This window comes from Bifidobacterium sp. LH_730, assembly GCF_056355835.1.
The window spans coordinates 82,065-98,227 of record NZ_JBKETB010000003.1 but is presented as its reverse complement, the minus strand read 5'-3'; the positions used below and the strand labels follow the sequence as shown (position 1 = coordinate 98,227).

Below are 16,163 nucleotides of genomic sequence, written 5' to 3'. Positions count from 1 at the left end.
ACGGCAAGAATAGGGAATCCCCCGGAACCGTGTGGCTCCGGGGGATTCCCTATATATCAGTCAGTCGGTTGGACCGTCAGCTGCTCAGGCGTTCACGCGGTCGATGCCGGCCTGCACGTCGGCCAGGACGGTGTCCCAGGACTTGATGAAGGCGGCGACGCCGTCGGCCTCCAGCTTGTCGGTGACATCCTTGATGTTGATGCCCAGCTCGGCGAGCTTGTTCATCACATCGTGAGCCTCGGCGTAAGAGCCCTCGACGGTGTTCTTGCCATCGCCGTGGTCGGCCAGGGCGTTCAGGGTCTTCTCCGGCATGGTGTTCACCACGTTCTTGGCGACCAGCTCGTCGACGTACTTGCAATCGGAGTACGCGGCGTTCTTGGTGCCGGTGGAGGCCCACAGCGGACGCTGGCGCTTGGCGCCCTTCGCCTCGAGCTTGGCCCAGTCGGCGGACTCGTTGAACTTCTTCTCGAACAGCTCATAGGCCAGACGAGCGTTGGCGACGGCGGCCTTGCCTTCGAGGGCCTTGGCCTCGTCGGAGCCGTTGGCTTCCAGCAGCTTGTCGACGGCGGTGTCCACGCGGGACACGAAGAAGGAGGCGACGGAGCCGATGTGCTTGAGGTCATGGCCGTTGACGTCGGCCTGCTTGATGCCCTCGATGAAGGCGTCGATGACCTGCTCGTAGCGCTCGAGCGAGAAGATCAGGGTCACGTTCACGGAGATGCCCTTGGCGAGGGTGGCGGTGATGGCCGGCAGGCCTTCGAGGGTCGCCGGGATCTTGATCATCGCGTTCGGACGGTTCACCTTGGCCCAGAGTTCCTCGGCCTGCTTCTCGGTGGCCTCGGTCTCGTGAGCGAGACGGGGATCGACCTCGATGGAGACGCGGCCGTCGACGAAGTCGGTCTTTTCGGCGACTTCACGGAAGATGTCGGTGGCGTTGCGCACATCGGTGGTGGTCAGCTCGCGCACGGCGGTCTCGACGTCCACCTTGCCCAGTTCCTTGAGCTGCGGATCGTAGGGGCCGACCTCGTGGAGGGCCTTCTGGAAGATGGAGGGGTTGGTGGTCACGCCGACGACGTTCTTGTTGGCGATGAGGTCCTGCAGGGAGCCGGACTCGATGCGGGAGCGGGACAGATCGTCCAGCCAGATGGAGACGCCGGAATCGGACGTGCGCTGGGTTGCTGCGGTCATTGTTGTTTTCTCCTTATATTCCAGTTATTTGGAACAAATCTTTTTTTGTTGTCATCCTGAGCGAGCGAAGCGAGTCGAAGGATCTCTGTTCGTTATGCGAATGAGATCCTTCGACTCCGGGCTTCGTCCTCCGTTCAGGATGACAATGGTGTATCAGGCGTTGGCCTCGGCGATGGACGCCTTGGCGGCCTCGACCACATGCTCGGCGGTGATGCCGAGGTCGATCATGTTCTGAGCGCCGTCGCCCTGCAGGCCGAAGCCCTCGATGGACACGGCCTTGCCGTAGGAGCCGAGGTACTTGTACCAAGGCATCGCCACACCGGCCTCGACGGACACACGGGCCTTGACGGAAGCCGGAAGCACGGCCTCCTTGTACTCGGCGTCCTGCTCCTCGAACCATTCCATGCTCGGCACGGACACCACGCGGGCCTTGACGCCCTCGCCGGCCAGGGTCTTGGCGGCCTCGACGGCCCACTGAACCTCGGAACCGGTGGCCATGAGGATCACGTCCGGGGTGCCCTCGGTGTCGACAAGCACGTAGGCGCCCTTCTTGACGCCGTCCTTGGCCTTGGCGGCGGTCTCGGCGAGGGCCGGGACGCCCTGGCGGGTGAGGATCATCGCGGTCGGCAGCGTGTTCTTCTTCTCGAAGAAGTAGCGGTAGGCCTCGGCGGTCTCGAAGGCATCGGCCGGACGCACGACTTCGAGCTGCGGAATCGCACGGAAGGAAGCCAGGTGCTCGACCGGCTGGTGGGTCGGGCCATCCTCGCCCACGGCCACGGAGTCATGGGACCAGATGTAGAGGTTCGGAATCTCCATGAGGGCGGCCAGACGCACGGCGGAGCGCTCGTAATCGGAGAACATGAAGAAGGTGCCGCCGAACGGACGGGTGTGGGAGCCCAGCAGGATGCCGTTGGTGATGCAGCCCATGGTGAACTCGCGCACGCCGAAGTGCAGCTGACGACCGAACTCGTTGCACACCGGCCACTGCTTGGTGGCGCACTCCGCGGGAGCGAAGGTCGCGGCACCCTTGAGGTCGGTCTTGTTGGAACCGCCGAGGTCGGCGGAGCCGCCCCACAGCTCGGGCATGACGGCGGCGATGGCGTTGAGCATGGTGCCGGAGGCGCCACGGGTGGCGATGCCCTTGCCGACCTCGAAGGTGGCCTCAGCGTCGTCGATGGCCTTGTCGAAGCCCTCAGGCAGCTTGCCTTCCTTGATGCGGTCGTAGAGGGCGGCCTTGTCCGGGTTGGCCTTGCGCCAAGCATCGAACTTCTCATCCCAGGCCTTGTGAGCCTCGAGGCCGCGCTCGGCGACCTTGCGGGCGTGGGCCAGGGCCTCTTCGTCCACATGGAAGTTCTCCTCCGGGTCGTAGCCCAGGAGCTTCTTGAGGCCGGCGACGGCCTCGGCGCCCAGCTTGGAGCCGTGGGAGGACGGATCGTTGGTCTTGCCCGGGGTCGGCCACGCGATGAGGGTGTCGACCTTGATGAGCTTCGGCTGATCCGGAGCGGCGGCCTCGGCCTTGGCGATCACGTCGGCCAGGCCCTCGACGTCCTCCTTGTAGGAGCCGTCGGGCTGGATGAAGCTGAACTCGTCGGTGTACCAGCCGTAGGCCTGGAAGCGCTTGAGCACGTCCTCGGCCAGCACGAGGTTGGTGTCACCCTCGATCTGGATGCGGTTGGCGTCGAAGATCACGGTGATGTTGCCGAGCTTCTGGTTGGCGGCCAGCGAGGCGGCCTCGCCGGAGATGCCTTCCTCGATGTCGCCTTCGCCGCAGATGGCCCAGATCTTGTGGTAGAAGGGGCTCTCCTCCTTCGGGGTCTCCGGATCGAGCAGACCGCGCTGGAAACGCTCGCCGTAGGCGAAGCCGATGGCGGAGGCGAAGCCCTGGCCCAGCGGACCGGTAGTCATCTCGATGCCCGGGGTCAGGCCGTACTCGGGGTGGCCCGGGGTGCGGGTGTCGGCGCCGCCGCGGAAGTGCTTGAGGTCGTCCAAGGTCAGGCCGTAGCCGGAGAAGTAGAGCTGGACGTACTGCGTGAGGGAGGCGTGGCCGCCGGAAAGGATGAAGCGGTCGCGGCCTTCCCACTGGGGATCAGCGGGATCATGCTTGATGAAGTGCTGGTAGAGGGTGTAGGCGATGGGCGCCAGCGAGACGGGGGAGCCGGGGTGACCGGAACCAGCGTTCTCGACCGCGTCAGCCGAAAGGACCTTGGCCATCGTGATGGCGCGCTTGTCCAGTTCGGTCTCCTTGAATTCGGTCATAGTATTCCTTCCAATAATTCGGGCGGCCCGCCTTCGGCGTCTGCTTCGGCCGCATTCCGCCCTCACATTGCTCTTACATGCTACCCACGTCAGCCGACTATCTGTTGGAATTTGAGCGTGTTTTGGTAACTTCTGTTCCGTTAACGCTCACATACTCACAAGCGCGTGACAGAAAAGCACAACGAGAACCTTCGAATGCCTGCATGCAGCCGCGCATGTCGACGAATGCGCCCTCGACGAACGATTAGCACTCTCGCCGCCCGAGTGCTAGAAATAGGTGGTAACCGATTGCAGGAGGTGCGGGATGGAGCAGTCGCGACGCATGCTGGTGCTGCGCGCCGTCGTGGAGGATTACATACGCTCCCAGGAGCCCGTCGGCTCGTCTGCGCTGACACGCGAGCACGACCTCGGAGTGAGCTCGGCCACGATACGCAACGATATGGCAGCGCTCGAGGACGAGGGATACCTCATCCAGCCGCATACCTCCGCCGGGCGTGTACCCACGGAGAAGGGATATCGCTTCTTCGTCGACCGACTGGCCACCGTCATGCCGCTGTCCGCGGCGCAGAGGCGGGGGATCGAGGGGTTCCTCTCCGGCTCGGCAAACCTCACGGACACGCTGCGCCGCGCCGCGCGTCTGCTTTCGCAGATCACCGGGCAGGTGGCCGTCGTCGCCTCGCCCTCGCTGGCCAAGTCGCGCCTCAGGCACGTCGAGCTCGTTCCCGTCTCCAGCGGCACGACGCTGGCCGTCGTCATCACCGACACCGGCTCCGTCGCCCAGCACGCCATCGCGATGTCGCCGGGGGCGGCAGACAGATCGCTGGCCGTCTTCACCGGCGAGGTCAACGACGAATGCGCTTCGCTGACGCTGTCGCAGGCGGCCGCGCAGGTGCGCGCCAAGGCCGGAGAGCCGCGTTTCCGCGAACTCGCACAGCTCGGCGAGGCACTGGCGCGCGCCTTCGAATCGATGGCCGACGACGAGCGGGCCAGCGAACTCTACATGTCCGGAGCCTCGAACCTCGCCCATCAAAGGGATCTGGCCGACATCGGACCGCTGCTCGACGCGCTCGAGGAGCAGGTTGTGCTCATGCGGCTGATGAACGCGCTGAGCGAGCAGGCGCCCGCCTCGGGCGGCGTGGGCGTGGCCATCGGCTCGGAGACGCACACCCCCGGGCTGATGCACGCGGCGGTCGTCACCAGCGGATACGGACGCTCCGCCGACGCCAAGCGGTCCCACAACGACGAGGAGGACGGGCCCGACGGAACCGACGGACGCCCGGCGGCGGACGCATCGGCCCCGGCAGCCGCCGGGCGCTGCGCGGAGCCCGTGGCCTTCGTGGGCTCGATCGGACCGACCCATATGGATTATCCGGCGACCATGGCGGCCGTGCGCGCCGTCGCGCGCTACCTGACCGCCTTCCTCGACTCCGGGCGCGACGCCCCGGGGGACGGGCGGGACGGAGGCGGGCGCTGACAACGCCTCATGGCACAATATTCCGCTGGAAAACACTTATTTCATAGAACCCAACCCAGACCCTACGGAGGGATTCGAGAACCGTGGCAGACTACTACGAGGTGCTCGGCGTTGACAGAGGCGCCAGCGACGAGGAGATCAAGAAGGCCTATCGCAAGATGAGCCGCAAATACCATCCCGACATCGCCGGCCCCGAGTTCGAGGACAAGTTCAAGGAGGTCAACGCCGCCTACGAGATCCTCTCCGACCCACAGAAGCGCAAGATGTACGACGCGGGCGTCGATCCCAACGATCCGAACGCGGGAGCCGGCGGATTCGGCGGATTCGGCGGCGCCGGATTCTCCGGCATGGGCGACATCTTCGACATGTTCACCGGCGGGGCCTTCTCCGGCGGCGGACAGGGACCGGTGCCGCGCACCCAGCCGGGGCGCGACTCGCTGGCGAGCGCGAGTATCGACCTCAAAACCGCGGTCTTCGGCGGCACCGCGCATGTCAAGATCAGCACCTTCGGCCTGTGCCAGCAGTGCTCCGGCGCGGGCACGCAGAACGGCGAGGCGCCGACCACCTGCCCCGACTGCCAGGGGCGCGGCTTCGTGCAGAAGGTCGTGCGCACGATGCTCGGCCAGATGATGACCTCCGCCCCCTGCGAGCGCTGCGAGGGACACGGCACGGTCATCAAGAACCCGTGCCCCGGCTGCATGGGCCATGGCCGTGTGCGCACCACGCGAAACGTGGGCGTCACGGTGCCCGCCGGCATCAAGGACGATTCACGCCTGCGCCTGGCCAACCAAGGCGAGGTGGGCGAGGGCGGCGGCGCGGCCGGCGACCTCTACGTCGACATCCGCATCCTGCCCGACAAGCGCTTCACCCGCGACGGCGACGATCTGCACTGCTGGATCCAGGTGCCGATGAGCTGGGCGGTGCTCGGCCACGACATCGAGGTCGAGACCTTCGACGGCGCCAAGACGATATCGGTGCCCGAGGGCTGCCAGAACGAACAGACCGTCTCCTTGGAGGGACTGGGCGTCACTCGCCTGCGTCAGAACGACGAGCGCGGCGATCTGATCGCCCATATCCTCGTCGAGACGCCGACCAAGCTCACCGACGAGGAGCGCAGGCTCATGGAGCGCTTCGCCGAAAGCCATGATTCCGACGCCACGCATGTCGCGCGCTCCTCGCGTCCGGCTGCCGGCGCCGCCGGAGGCAAGAAGGGCTTCTTCTCCAAGCTCAAGGACGCCTTGGGCTGATCCTGGGGCTTCGCTTATGGAAAAAGCGTCCGCTAACCATTCGTCAGCGGACGCTTTTCATATGCAAACTTCGGCGTCAGCGCAGCAGCGAGCGGCACATCGATTCGTATTGGGAGACATAGCCGCCGCCGAAGAACACGGCGTGTCCGGCGATCGGATAGAGCTGCCAGAGCGTGATGCGCTCCTGCCAGCCGGCCTTGAGCGGATGGACCGACTGGTATCCCTCCGCGATCTCGGTCATATAGGTCATGCCGAACAGGCGCAGCATCGACAGATCCTCCTCGCGGTGCCCGCCGTGGGCCGCCGGGTCGATGAGCACGGCCTCGCTGCCCGCGCCGTCGCGGCGCGTCGTCCACATGACGTTGCCGGCCCACAGATCGCCGTGCACACGCGCCGGTTTATCGTCCGCGGCACGCCCCAGCAGATCGGGCAGCGCATCCACCACGCGCATCGTCAGGTCCATATCCCGCTGGTCGAATTCGCCGCGGCGCATGCCCATCTCGACCATCGGAATCAGACGCCCCTGGCCGAAATACGTCGCGGGATCATCCCAGTCGCCGGTGTCCATCGGCACCGGGTCCTGCAGAGGCCCGAAGTAGCAGGTTCCCTCGTATTCCTCCGGCGCCGAACCGAAATGCGGCGCGCCCGCGTCGTGCATGCGCGCCAACGCCGCGCCGAAGGCACGCGCCGCCTCGGGGGAGGGTGAGGCGGGGGAGACGCGCTCGATATCCAGATGCCCGTCGCCCCAGCCATAGACCTCGACTACACGCGGACCGCCCTGCGCCTGCGCTTGGCCCAGCCATTGAAGGCCGCGTCCCTCGCATTCGAAGAAGCCCTTGGGACTGAACGGACGGGATTTGCGGTAGACATTCGATGCCATATGCGGCTCCTTTTCGGTCGGTTCTGTGGATGATTATAGGTTCCCCTCGCGCTTCTAGGGGGTGTTGGGTATCGTGTTCGTCGGAAACGACGACCTCTTGGAGAGGACCGGATAGGAAGAGGGGATATGAATTTCTTCGAGGCTATTTTTCTTGGATTGGTGCAAGCGCTGACCGAATATCTGCCGGTGTCGTCGAGCGCGCATATCCGCATCATCGGCGACTTGATGCTCGGGCATGACCCGGGCGCGGCCTTCACCGCGATCATCCAGATCGGCACCGAGCTGGCGGTGATCCTCTATTTCCGGCGCGACATCATCCGCATCCTGTCCGCATGGTTCGGCTCGCTGTTCGGCCGCGAGGGCAAGGATTGGAAGAGCCGGATGGGCGCGCATAACCGCGACACCAAGATGGGATGGTTCATCATCGTGGGCACCCTGCCGATTCTGGTGGCCGGTCTGCTGTTCAAGGACGCCATCGAGGGCTATCTGCGCAACCTGTGGATCACCGTCACCGTGTTGGCGCTTTTCGGCGTGCTGCTGTGGATCGTCGACCAGCGTTCGCGCCAGACCAAGACGATGGATGAGATGACCATGCGCGACGCGCTGCTCTTCGGCGTGGGCCAGATGCTGGCGCTGATCCCGGGCGTCTCGCGCTCCGGCGGCACGATCACCTTCGGCCGCGCGCTCGGCTACACGCGCGAGGCGGCGGTGCGTCTGAGCTTCCTCATGGCCATTCCGGCCGTCGTCGGCGCGGGTCTCCTGGAAACCGTCAGCGCGGTCAAGGACCTGGCCGCCGGCACCGACACGATGTTCCCCGGCTGGGGGGTGACGATCGCGGCGACGATCGTGAGCTTCCTCGTCGGATACATCGTCATCATCGGCTTCTTGAAGTTCGTGAGCACGTTCTCCTACAAGGCCTTCGGCGTCTACCGCATCTGCCTTGCGGTGGTGGTCGCGGTGCTGCTGCTGACGGGCGTGGTGCCTGCGCTCGAAACCGTGTGATTATGCGCGGTTTGAAGTCTCACAAACCCTTGAGATAGGCTTCGGCCTCACGCACCAACGCCTCCGCGTCGCCGTCCAACGGCACCGGGGGCGTTGGTGTTTTTGCGCCATCGACCCCGGCCTCCAGACGATGCACATAATCGGCCAGATCGTCGTTGCAGCGCGTCAGCACCGAGGCCTGCGCACGCCATGATTCCGCCCGTTGTTCCAAATCACCCAGGTCCAGCTCGATGCCCAGCAGACCGGATAGCGTCTCCAAAAGGCGCAGCGTGCCCGGGGCGCACTCATCGGCCCCTAGATACTGCGGGATCGACACCCACATCGACGTGGTCTCGAATCCGGATTCCCGGGCCATCTCGTCCAGCACCGTGGGGATACCCACCGGACCGTCGTAGCACTCCTGAAGATCGCTGTGCGAGCCATCCTCGGAAACCGACACCGGCAGTTGGCGGGTGTGCGGGCATTCGGCGAACATCGAGCCGAGCGTGACGATGCGGTCGACATCGCATTCCTCCGCGATGGCCAGGCTCTGTCGGCAATATGCCATCCACCGGTAGTTCGGCTCGGGGGCGATCTGCGCGATCAGCGTGAGCGTGGGGGAGACTTTCATCTCATAGAAGGTCGTCTGCGGCCATATGATGCGCCGCCGCCCGTCCATATGGCAGGCCATTGGGCGCGAGACCTGATAGTCGTAGTATCCGTCGCAGCTGATGTGGCGGATCTCGCTCGCCTCATACCGCCTCACCAGATGCCGCACGACGTCGGTCGCCGCCTGGCACGCGTCGTTCCATCCGTCGAAGGCCGCGATCATCACGGTCGTCGGTCTGTTCGTCTCGCTCTGCATAACTCCAAGAATAACCCTTGCAAACCCTTGTGGGACAACGTGTTCAGCCATGGGCGAGCGATTCGCGACACGCCGTATTTGGCAAACTACACGGATGTGGTTATAGTTACTTCTCGTGCTCAGGCAGCGGGAACGCGGCCGAGACGAGTGCGGACATAGCTTAGTTGGTAAAGCGCAACCTTGCCAAGGTTGAGACCGCGGGTTCGAGTCCCGTTGTCCGCTCTAAGGTCCGAAGAGTTGACGACCTTTACGGTGGGTTAGCCAAGCGGTTAGGCAGCGGCCTGCAAAGCCGTATAGACGAGTTCGACTCTCGTACCCACCTCTCGGGTGTCGGAGCAATCCGATAACCTGAGACGCAGACCCGGGCGGTTGGCGCAGAGGTAGCGCACTTCCCTGACACGGAAGGGGTCACAAGTTCGAATCTTGTATCGCCCACGATAAGCCGGAGCAATCCGGCTTTACAATTGAATAGGGACCGTGAGTCAGATGATTTTACGGGCGATTGGCGCAGCGGCTAGCGCACTTCGTTCACACCGAAGGGGTCGTAGGTTCGATTCCTACATCGCCCACTGGGAAGTTTCTCTTCCTTTCTGCTTCACGGTTCCGTTTTCGGCGGAAACGCTTGAAAGGCCTCGGAATCTTTGGTTCCGGGGCCTTTTCCTTTTCCGGCTTTCGGCGTGTCGCTTTCTCGATCCTCCGGCTTGTTTAGGACAGTTTGTCAACTGAAAATCCCTAAGAATATGCCGCATGATGTGCCGCGGAATCGTCGCATAAGGACATGCATGAGCGAACAACGGAAGACAACAGCACCCAAACAATGGGGGTCCATCACCATCCGCCGCAACCGCCGGGGCGAGGCCTACGCCGTGCGCGCCAGCTACAATCCTCCCGACGGAAGCCCCCGCATCTACCGCGACCACCCCACCAAAGAGGCGGCCCGCGCATGGCTCGACCGCGAACACGCGCTCGTCCAGGCCAGCCTCCAGGGATTCGCCCAATGGACCCACCCCGACCAACGCGACCCCCGGAAGAAAACGCCCTCCGACGGCGCCACCCTCCTACGCGACTTCGCCCAGGACGCCTACCCGCGCCAACGCGTCGACCGGGAAGGCAGACTCCTCGCCGCCGCCACCCTCCGCCACAAGGACCTCGCCTACCGGCGCATCATCGAACGATTCGGAGACCGGCGCCTCGACTCCATCACCACAAGGGACGTCCACGAATGGCTCCGCGACCCCGGCTTCCAAGGACGGGAACCCCTGCGCATCGCCTATGGGGTGCTGCGCAATCTCCTGGAGGACGCCTACAATCCGCCCGAAGGCGGACGCCCCCTGATAGAACGGCAGCCCTGCACCATGCCCACGCCCGCCAAGGAGAAAAGCAAGGCCGCGCTCATTCCACCCGCCACGCCGGCACAGGTGCAGGCGATAAGGGACAACATGCCTCCCCGCCTCCGTCTCGCTATCGACCTGTTCATAGCCTGCGGACTACGCCCCGCGGAGGCGTGCGCCCTCCAGATCGGATGCCTCGACCCCACGACCATGACCATCCTCGTGAGGCACAGCGCCAGACGAGGCGAAGGCGACCGGGGTCCGCTGCACCTAGGCGATACGAAGAACGAGACCAGCATGGACCGGCTCCCCATGCCCCGGGGCCTGTGGACGCGCGCCCTGGACCACATCCGCGAGCACTGCCGGGACCAGGGACCTGAGGCGATGCTGTTCCAACCCCCACGCGCCCGCATCCTGTCCACTGGAGAGATCTCCAAATATTTCGACAGAGCAAAACGAGCCGCGGGACGCCCCGACCTGCAGCCGCACATCCTGCGCGCCACCGCGATCACCCAGGCGGTGGAGATGGGCGCCACCCCCAAGGACGTCCAACTGTTCGGCCGCCACGCGGACGTGCGGGTCAGCCTCGAACACTACCAGCGTGCGCACGACGCGCGCCGCCGCATCCAGATCGTGGAGGATGTGTATTCGAGCATGCTCGGATCCCCGCGCGACCTGGGCATGCTCGAGAGGGAACGGGACCGCAAGCTCATCCAACTGCGCGCCCTGCAGGACGACATCGAACGGCTCGACCGCTCCATCAAGGAGATGCGCCGCATCCAACGCGAGGCCTGACGCATGGAACGGGGCATGACCGTCATCATGCCCCGCATGCTCACCATCCGGCAGACCACGGAACTATTGCACTGCTCCCGCCAGCAGGCGTACCTGCTCGCCCACCGGGGGCGGCTCCGCCTGCGCAGGATCACCCAACGGCACACGCTCGTCCACGCCGACTCGCGCGCCATCCCGCCAAGCGTGGAACGTGAGATGCCGGTCGACGACCAGCTGACATTGGGGCAGGCGGCCGAGATCCTCGGCTGCTCCATCAGATACGTGAAACGCCTCTGCCAGACGGGCAGGCTCGCCCATCACAAGCCGAGCGTCCGGCGCACGCTCGTCGACGCGCGAAGCCTCAAACGGCTCATCGAAGGCGCCGGCCCGTCGCATATAGTGGAATGAACGACGATCCAGGACGGAAAGGAAACCCATCATGGTCATGGACAGGCACGGATGCCTCCACCAACCCCGTGGCGTCCCGCGGGGAGGCGAATACATGCCCTCCTCCAACGGGCATGGCATCACCGACGACCTGCCCGCATCCCCTCCCACGGGGATCGGACTGCCCGTCGGATGGGCGGCGTGCCCGAACCGCTCCCACCCGGACACGCCGCGCATCGGCACCGGCGATCTGACGCTCCTCGTCACCGGAGACCGGGACGATCCCGGGCATGCGCGGGCCATGGAGACGCTGGCACGCGCGCTCGCCCCCTTCCACGGGCATGTGAGCCAGGCCCTGGTCAAACGGGACGGGCTCACTCTCGTCGCCCCGGACGGCTCCACATGGAGCGTCTCCAACTACGACGGACGCCGCTACAGCATGGTCGACATGGACGAGCATGGATGCGCGGTCGAATACCATGGGCCCGAACGGTTCGCCGACGGGCTCGCCCACGCCTGCGGCGTGGACAGGGAGTCCTCGCGGCTTCTCGTCCGCACATTGGACGAGGAACACGCGAGGCTCGCGGACCGGGAATAAGCCTTTTCTAGCGCGGGATGGGGAACGGTTCCTTCCGGGAACCGCCCGGCGTCCACGAGATGCGCTTGCAGAAGTCGCCGTTCCGCCATAGATTCCATGCCTTGAAGCAGATGGCGGCCTTGTAGCGTTGGGTGAGTCGCAGCCTGTCATTGGAGTGCGCATTCTTCACGAGCGTGCTCCGCAGCACGCGGATGGGATCGTCCTCCCGGTCGCACAATCCCTTCGCCAGAAACTCGACGAACACATCCGCATCCTCCGCGTCCACCCGACACAGGCGGGCGTGGACGCCCGCGGCGAGGCTCGGCGTCACCTCCGGCAGCTCCCGGTACACGAGGAGCCCCCGGGCGGCGCTGTCCCGTAGCCACGGATTCTCCTCCAGATGCCTGAGCGCGTCGGTGACGGTCACCGTCGAACGTCGGCCGCCAGGCCCGTGGAATCCATGTTCGATGCCATGCCGCTCGCACGTCAAATCGGTGACGATGACCGCGGCAAGCACGTTCGCGTTCCTTTCCCCGTGCCTCTTCAATTGGTCGGAAACCGTGCGCTTCGAGCCCGTGTCCATCACGTCCGCCGCCTTCGGGTCGAGCCCGCGCAGGACGAGCGTGGGGAACGACACTCCGGCCTGCACGCACGCCATGAGCCGGTTCTGCCCGTCCACGAGCGTGCCGTCCGCATCGAAGCGGATCGCGTCGCCGGTCATCTGCCAGGCGCCATGCCTCATGTCATGCGCATAGGCGGCGATCGCCTGCGGCTTCGGGCTCCTGTTGTTCAGATTATGCTTCAGCCATTCGGAGGCCATCTCCGGAGTGACCTCCACGACGCTTGCCTTCATATTCTTGATCCTTTCGTTTCCACGCGGCGGGCATCCATCCACATGCGTCGAAGACCGTCGTGCGGCGGGGACGCATGGAGTCGGCGTCCAAACACCTAGAAGCAAAGGACGCGAATTGAAGAACCCCGATAGCAAGAACAAGCGCAAGGCCCTGCCCGTCGCCATGGCCGCCGCCCTCGCGGGCGCCATGATGGCCCCCACCGCCATGGCCGATGAGACCATGGCGCCCGTGGACACGACTCCGGTGGCACCGGACGCGACGGTGTCGCATGACGCGGTCGCGGATGCGGCGCAGGCCGTGGAGGACGCGAAGAAGGATGTGACCGACGCCGGCACCGCGCTGCAGCAGGCCCAGTCCCAGGCCCCGACCCAGGCGCAGGTGCAGCAGGCGCAGCAGGCCGTGACCGATGCGACCACGCAGGTCACCCAAGCCCAGCAGGCCCAGACCGAGGCCCAGACACAGGCCGACCGGGCCCAGGATGCTTACGATCAGGCGGTCGAGCGGGCCGGCGGCCAGTACACGCCGGAGATGGGCGAGGCCGCGGACAAGGTCACCGAGGCCACCGGCGTGAAGAACGAGACCGACCGTGCCGTCGAGGACGCGCAGGCCGCGAAGGACCAGGCCGACCAGAAGGTCGACGAGGCACAGACGACGGTCGACCAGAAGCAAGAGGCTTCGGACACTGCGGACGCGGATGTGGAGCGGAAGACGCAGGATCTGAACCAGGCCAAGCAGGATGCCGCGGAGGCGACGCAGGAGAACATCCAGAGCGCGACCGACACCGTCAAGCAGGCGGAATCGGATGTGAAGACGGCCGAAACCGCAGCCAAGGACGCGGACAGCCAGGCCAAGGACGCCCAGACCACGCTTTCGGAGAAACAGCAGGACCTCAAGGACGCGCAGGCCGAACTCAAGGACCTCAACAAGCAACGGGAGCAGGCGCAGAAGAAGGTCGACGACCTCGAAGGCCAGCTTGACGCCGCCGACAATGACGCCGAGGCCAGGCGTCTGCGCAAGGCGTACGAGCAGGCGTTGGCCGACTACAACGCGAAGAAGACGGAGGCCGACCAGGCCAAGGAGAGCGTCAAGACCGCGAAGACGGACGCCGAGCGGGCTCGCGCCGATGCGACCGCCGCCCAGACCGCCGCCGACACAGCGAAGGCGGACGCGGAGGGCAGGAAGGCCGCCGCGCAGGCGGCGCAGGCCCTGCTCGACAAGGGGTATCTCGGCTTCCTGCAGGATTCCGGCTCCGACACGGCCAAGGACCTCGTGAACAACGACGGGACGTTCGCCCAATGGCTGAAGGACGGGATCGTCAAGCCGGGCGACTCGAAGGATGCGACCAGCCTCGACAACGTGCGCAAAGCCATGTCGTACATCGACCAGATCAACGCCATCCGCGTGCAGGAGGGCGTGGGCGAACTGAAGGTCACGGACTATCTGATGGCGGTCGCCATGGCCGACGCGGACAAGATCAAGACGCAGTTCGACCATCCGAAGGTGTGGAACACGGGCGAGAACATCGCCGTGTACGCGCCCAAATACGATTCGAGCCAGCCGATCGCCGGATGGTACACGAGCGAGAAGAAGACATGGCAGGAAGCCGTCGCCAAGGATCCCAGCCTCGAGGGCCTGTCCGGATACGAACTGTATTCCAAGGACCCCGACCTGTACATGAAGGTCGGCCACTACCTCAACATCGTCGACCCCGGGTACAAGCACACCGGGTACGCGGTCAGCCAGAACGGCATGATGGAATACGCCGCACAGGAATTCCTCACCACCAGCGACAATGACTACACGACCGGCGACTACCTCACCCGATTGAACCAGTGGGAGCAGGAGAAGAAGAACGCGACCGGCGACTACCAGGCCGCCCTCTCGCAGGCGAACGCCAAACAGCAGGAGGCCGACACGAAGAACTCGACCGCCACAAGCAAGGAGAACGAGCTCGCCAATCTCCAGTCGAAGGCTGACAAGCTCGACGACGCGGCCAAGGGCCTGAAGACGGCCCTCGATAAGGCGAAGAAGGCGTACGAGGACTACCTCAAGGACCATCCGTCCACAGGCGGCAAAGGCACGGGCGACGTGGACCAGGAGCTCGTCGACCGCCTGACCAAGGAACTCGATTCCGCCAAGACCGAGCTCAAGAACGTCGAACAGCAGATTGAAACCAAGACCGGGGAGATCAACACGATCGACCGGCAGGTCAAGGACGCGCAGGCGGATCTCGAGGCCAAGCAGGCGGCGGCCGAGACCGCCAACGGCAGCCTCCTGGAGAAGAAGGCCGAGCTCAAGACCGCGCAGGACCGTCTCGACGAGCTGACCACGCTCAAGGAGAACCTCGACAAGGCGCAGACGGCCTACGATAAGGCGGTCGAGGTGCGCGACCAGGCCTCCGACGACCTCGAGGCCGTCAAGGACGCGCTCACCCAGGCGCAGGGCGACGCCACGAAGGCCGGCGAAGCCCTCGCCACGGCGCAGGACAAGGCCACCCAGGCCGCCAGCCAGCTCGAGGACGCGGCCGACGCGCTCAAGAAGCTCGAGGACGCGGCCGGCATCAAACCGGACCTGCTGTCCACGATCCGCAAGGCGCACGAGACCCTGACCGCGCGCATCACCGTGCTCGACCAGGCCAACAAGCAGCTCGAGAAGGCCAAGGCAACGCTCGCGGACGCCAACCTGACCGTCGAGGAGCAGCAGAAGGCCCTGAAGGCCGTCGAGGACGCGCGGAAGGCCCTGGACGCCGCGAACGCCGCGTTGAAGCAGGCGCAGGACAAGTACGACGCTCTGACCAAGCCGACCATCCCGGACGGCGGCAACACCGGCGATGGCGGGGACACCGGGGACAACAACGGTGGATCCGACAACAATGGCGGCTCCGACGACGGCGACAACCAGAAGCCCGGGGACGGCGACGACACCGACAAGCCCGGCGACGGGGACACCGAGGATCCCGACAAGGGCGACGGCAACGAAGACAAGGGCGACACCGACGATCCGAATGGCGGCGATTCTCAGAAGCCTGGCCAAGACGGCGACACCGGCACCACGATCCCCGGCCAGAACGGCAACGGCTCCAATGCCAACAACGGCGGAACCGTCAACGGTGGTGTCATCAACGCGGGAGACCGCAACGACGGACAGGGCAACACGCTCATCGACGCCGGTACCCCGGACAAGGACGCAAACGGCCAGGTCAAGCTGAACCCGATCCGGCCCGTCGACGCGCCCGGCGACCTTGCCACCACCGGCGTCGACACCGCCATGATCGCACTGGCTGCGGCCGGCATGATCGCCGTCGCGCTCGGCCTGGGCGATGCCCGCCGCCGCATGAAGGACCGCTGAG

Annotated in this window: 12 protein-coding genes and 4 tRNA genes; 11 read left to right on the top strand and 5 right to left on the bottom strand. The window is 65.3% G+C overall.

Features of this window, described 5'->3' with window-relative positions:
* Positions 1 to 84: 84 nt before the first annotated feature.
* On the bottom strand, positions 85 to 1,188 hold the full coding sequence (tal, locus tag AC1AUD_RS05505; RefSeq protein WP_476572861.1) for a transaldolase: 1,104 nt from the start codon (positions 1,186 to 1,188) through the stop codon (positions 85 to 87).
* Positions 1,189 to 1,341: 153 nt separating this feature from the next.
* Complete coding sequence (gene tkt, locus AC1AUD_RS05500; protein WP_476572859.1) at positions 1,342 to 3,444, bottom strand: transketolase; 2,103 nt, start codon at positions 3,442 to 3,444, stop codon at positions 1,342 to 1,344.
* Between the two features lie 304 nt (positions 3,445 to 3,748).
* Here tkt and hrcA point away from each other — a divergent pair, with 304 nt between their 5' ends.
* Both hrcA and dnaJ read left to right on the top strand, forming a co-directional pair.
* Positions 3,749 to 4,918, top strand: coding sequence for a heat-inducible transcriptional repressor HrcA (gene hrcA, locus AC1AUD_RS05495; RefSeq protein WP_476572857.1), 1,170 nt, complete (start codon positions 3,749 to 3,751; stop codon positions 4,916 to 4,918).
* A gap of 83 nt (positions 4,919 to 5,001) precedes the next feature.
* Entirely contained in the window at positions 5,002 to 6,165 is a 1,164-nt protein-coding gene (gene dnaJ, locus AC1AUD_RS05490; RefSeq protein WP_476572855.1) for a molecular chaperone DnaJ, read from the top strand.
* A 76-nt stretch (positions 6,166 to 6,241) separates the two neighbouring features.
* Here dnaJ and AC1AUD_RS05485 read toward each other — a convergent pair whose 3' ends face one another.
* Complete coding sequence (locus AC1AUD_RS05485; RefSeq protein WP_476572853.1) at positions 6,242 to 7,045, bottom strand: fructosamine kinase family protein; 804 nt, start codon at positions 7,043 to 7,045, stop codon at positions 6,242 to 6,244.
* 126 nt (positions 7,046 to 7,171) lie between these two features.
* On the opposite strand from AC1AUD_RS05485, the gene AC1AUD_RS05480 reads away from it, so the two are divergent.
* On the top strand, positions 7,172 to 8,047 hold the full coding sequence (locus AC1AUD_RS05480; RefSeq protein WP_476572851.1) for an undecaprenyl-diphosphate phosphatase: 876 nt from the start codon (positions 7,172 to 7,174) through the stop codon (positions 8,045 to 8,047).
* A gap of 19 nt (positions 8,048 to 8,066) precedes the next feature.
* Here AC1AUD_RS05480 and AC1AUD_RS05475 read toward each other — a convergent pair whose 3' ends face one another.
* The gene (locus tag AC1AUD_RS05475; RefSeq protein ID WP_476572849.1) at positions 8,067 to 8,891 is read right to left on the bottom strand and encodes a PAC2 family protein; all 825 of its coding nucleotides are present in this window, start codon (positions 8,889 to 8,891) and stop codon (positions 8,067 to 8,069) included.
* Positions 8,892 to 9,040: 149 nt separating this feature from the next.
* Between AC1AUD_RS05475 and AC1AUD_RS05470 the strand changes: the two genes are divergently transcribed.
* The 7 genes from AC1AUD_RS05470 (at position 9,041) to AC1AUD_RS05440 (ending at position 11,981) form a co-directional block, all read left to right on the top strand.
* A tRNA-Gly gene (locus tag AC1AUD_RS05470) sits at positions 9,041 to 9,113 on the top strand.
* A gap of 29 nt (positions 9,114 to 9,142) precedes the next feature.
* Positions 9,143 to 9,213: transfer RNA gene (locus AC1AUD_RS05465), tRNA-Cys, on the top strand.
* Between the two features lie 41 nt (positions 9,214 to 9,254).
* Positions 9,255 to 9,326, top strand: a tRNA-Val gene (locus AC1AUD_RS05460).
* A 61-nt stretch (positions 9,327 to 9,387) separates the two neighbouring features.
* Positions 9,388 to 9,460, top strand: a tRNA-Val gene (locus AC1AUD_RS05455).
* Between the two features lie 213 nt (positions 9,461 to 9,673).
* Entirely contained in the window at positions 9,674 to 11,017 is a 1,344-nt protein-coding gene (locus AC1AUD_RS05450; protein WP_476572847.1) for a tyrosine-type recombinase/integrase, read from the top strand.
* 15 nt (positions 11,018 to 11,032) lie between these two features.
* Positions 11,033 to 11,404, top strand: coding sequence for a helix-turn-helix domain-containing protein (locus AC1AUD_RS05445; protein WP_476572845.1), 372 nt, complete (start codon positions 11,033 to 11,035; stop codon positions 11,402 to 11,404).
* 94 nt (positions 11,405 to 11,498) lie between these two features.
* Positions 11,499 to 11,981, top strand: a complete 483-nt coding sequence (locus AC1AUD_RS05440) for a hypothetical protein (RefSeq protein ID WP_476572843.1) — start codon at positions 11,499 to 11,501, stop codon at positions 11,979 to 11,981.
* Positions 11,982 to 11,988: 7 nt separating this feature from the next.
* Here AC1AUD_RS05440 and AC1AUD_RS05435 read toward each other — a convergent pair whose 3' ends face one another.
* The gene (locus tag AC1AUD_RS05435; RefSeq protein ID WP_476572842.1) at positions 11,989 to 12,813 is read right to left on the bottom strand and encodes a hypothetical protein; all 825 of its coding nucleotides are present in this window, start codon (positions 12,811 to 12,813) and stop codon (positions 11,989 to 11,991) included.
* A gap of 115 nt (positions 12,814 to 12,928) precedes the next feature.
* Between AC1AUD_RS05435 and AC1AUD_RS05430 the strand changes: the two genes are divergently transcribed.
* On the top strand, positions 12,929 to 16,162 hold the full coding sequence (locus tag AC1AUD_RS05430) for a CAP domain-containing protein (RefSeq protein WP_476572840.1): 3,234 nt from the start codon (positions 12,929 to 12,931) through the stop codon (positions 16,160 to 16,162).
* Position 16,163 lies beyond the last annotated feature (1 nt).

Bases quoted from the DNA above. Each gene is read 5' to 3' on its own strand.
- AC1AUD_RS05480 (WP_476572851.1), top strand. From the start codon at position 7,172: ATGAATTTCTTCGAGGCTATTTTTCTTGGATTGGTGCAAGCGCTGACC.
- hrcA (WP_476572857.1), top strand. From the start codon at position 3,749: ATGGAGCAGTCGCGACGCATGCTGGTGCTGCGCGCCGTCGTGGAGGAT.
- AC1AUD_RS05435 (WP_476572842.1), bottom strand. From the start codon at position 12,813: ATGAAGGCAAGCGTCGTGGAGGTCACTCCGGAGATGGCCTCCGAATGG.
- AC1AUD_RS05450 (WP_476572847.1), top strand. From the start codon at position 9,674: ATGAGCGAACAACGGAAGACAACAGCACCCAAACAATGGGGGTCCATC.
- tkt (WP_476572859.1), bottom strand. From the start codon at position 3,444: ATGACCGAATTCAAGGAGACCGAACTGGACAAGCGCGCCATCACGATG.
- AC1AUD_RS05440 (WP_476572843.1), top strand. From the start codon at position 11,499: ATGCCCTCCTCCAACGGGCATGGCATCACCGACGACCTGCCCGCATCC.
- tal (WP_476572861.1), bottom strand. From the start codon at position 1,188: ATGACCGCAGCAACCCAGCGCACGTCCGATTCCGGCGTCTCCATCTGG.
- AC1AUD_RS05475 (WP_476572849.1), bottom strand. From the start codon at position 8,891: ATGCAGAGCGAGACGAACAGACCGACGACCGTGATGATCGCGGCCTTC.
- AC1AUD_RS05485 (WP_476572853.1), bottom strand. From the start codon at position 7,045: ATGGCATCGAATGTCTACCGCAAATCCCGTCCGTTCAGTCCCAAGGGC.
- AC1AUD_RS05445 (WP_476572845.1), top strand. From the start codon at position 11,033: ATGACCGTCATCATGCCCCGCATGCTCACCATCCGGCAGACCACGGAA.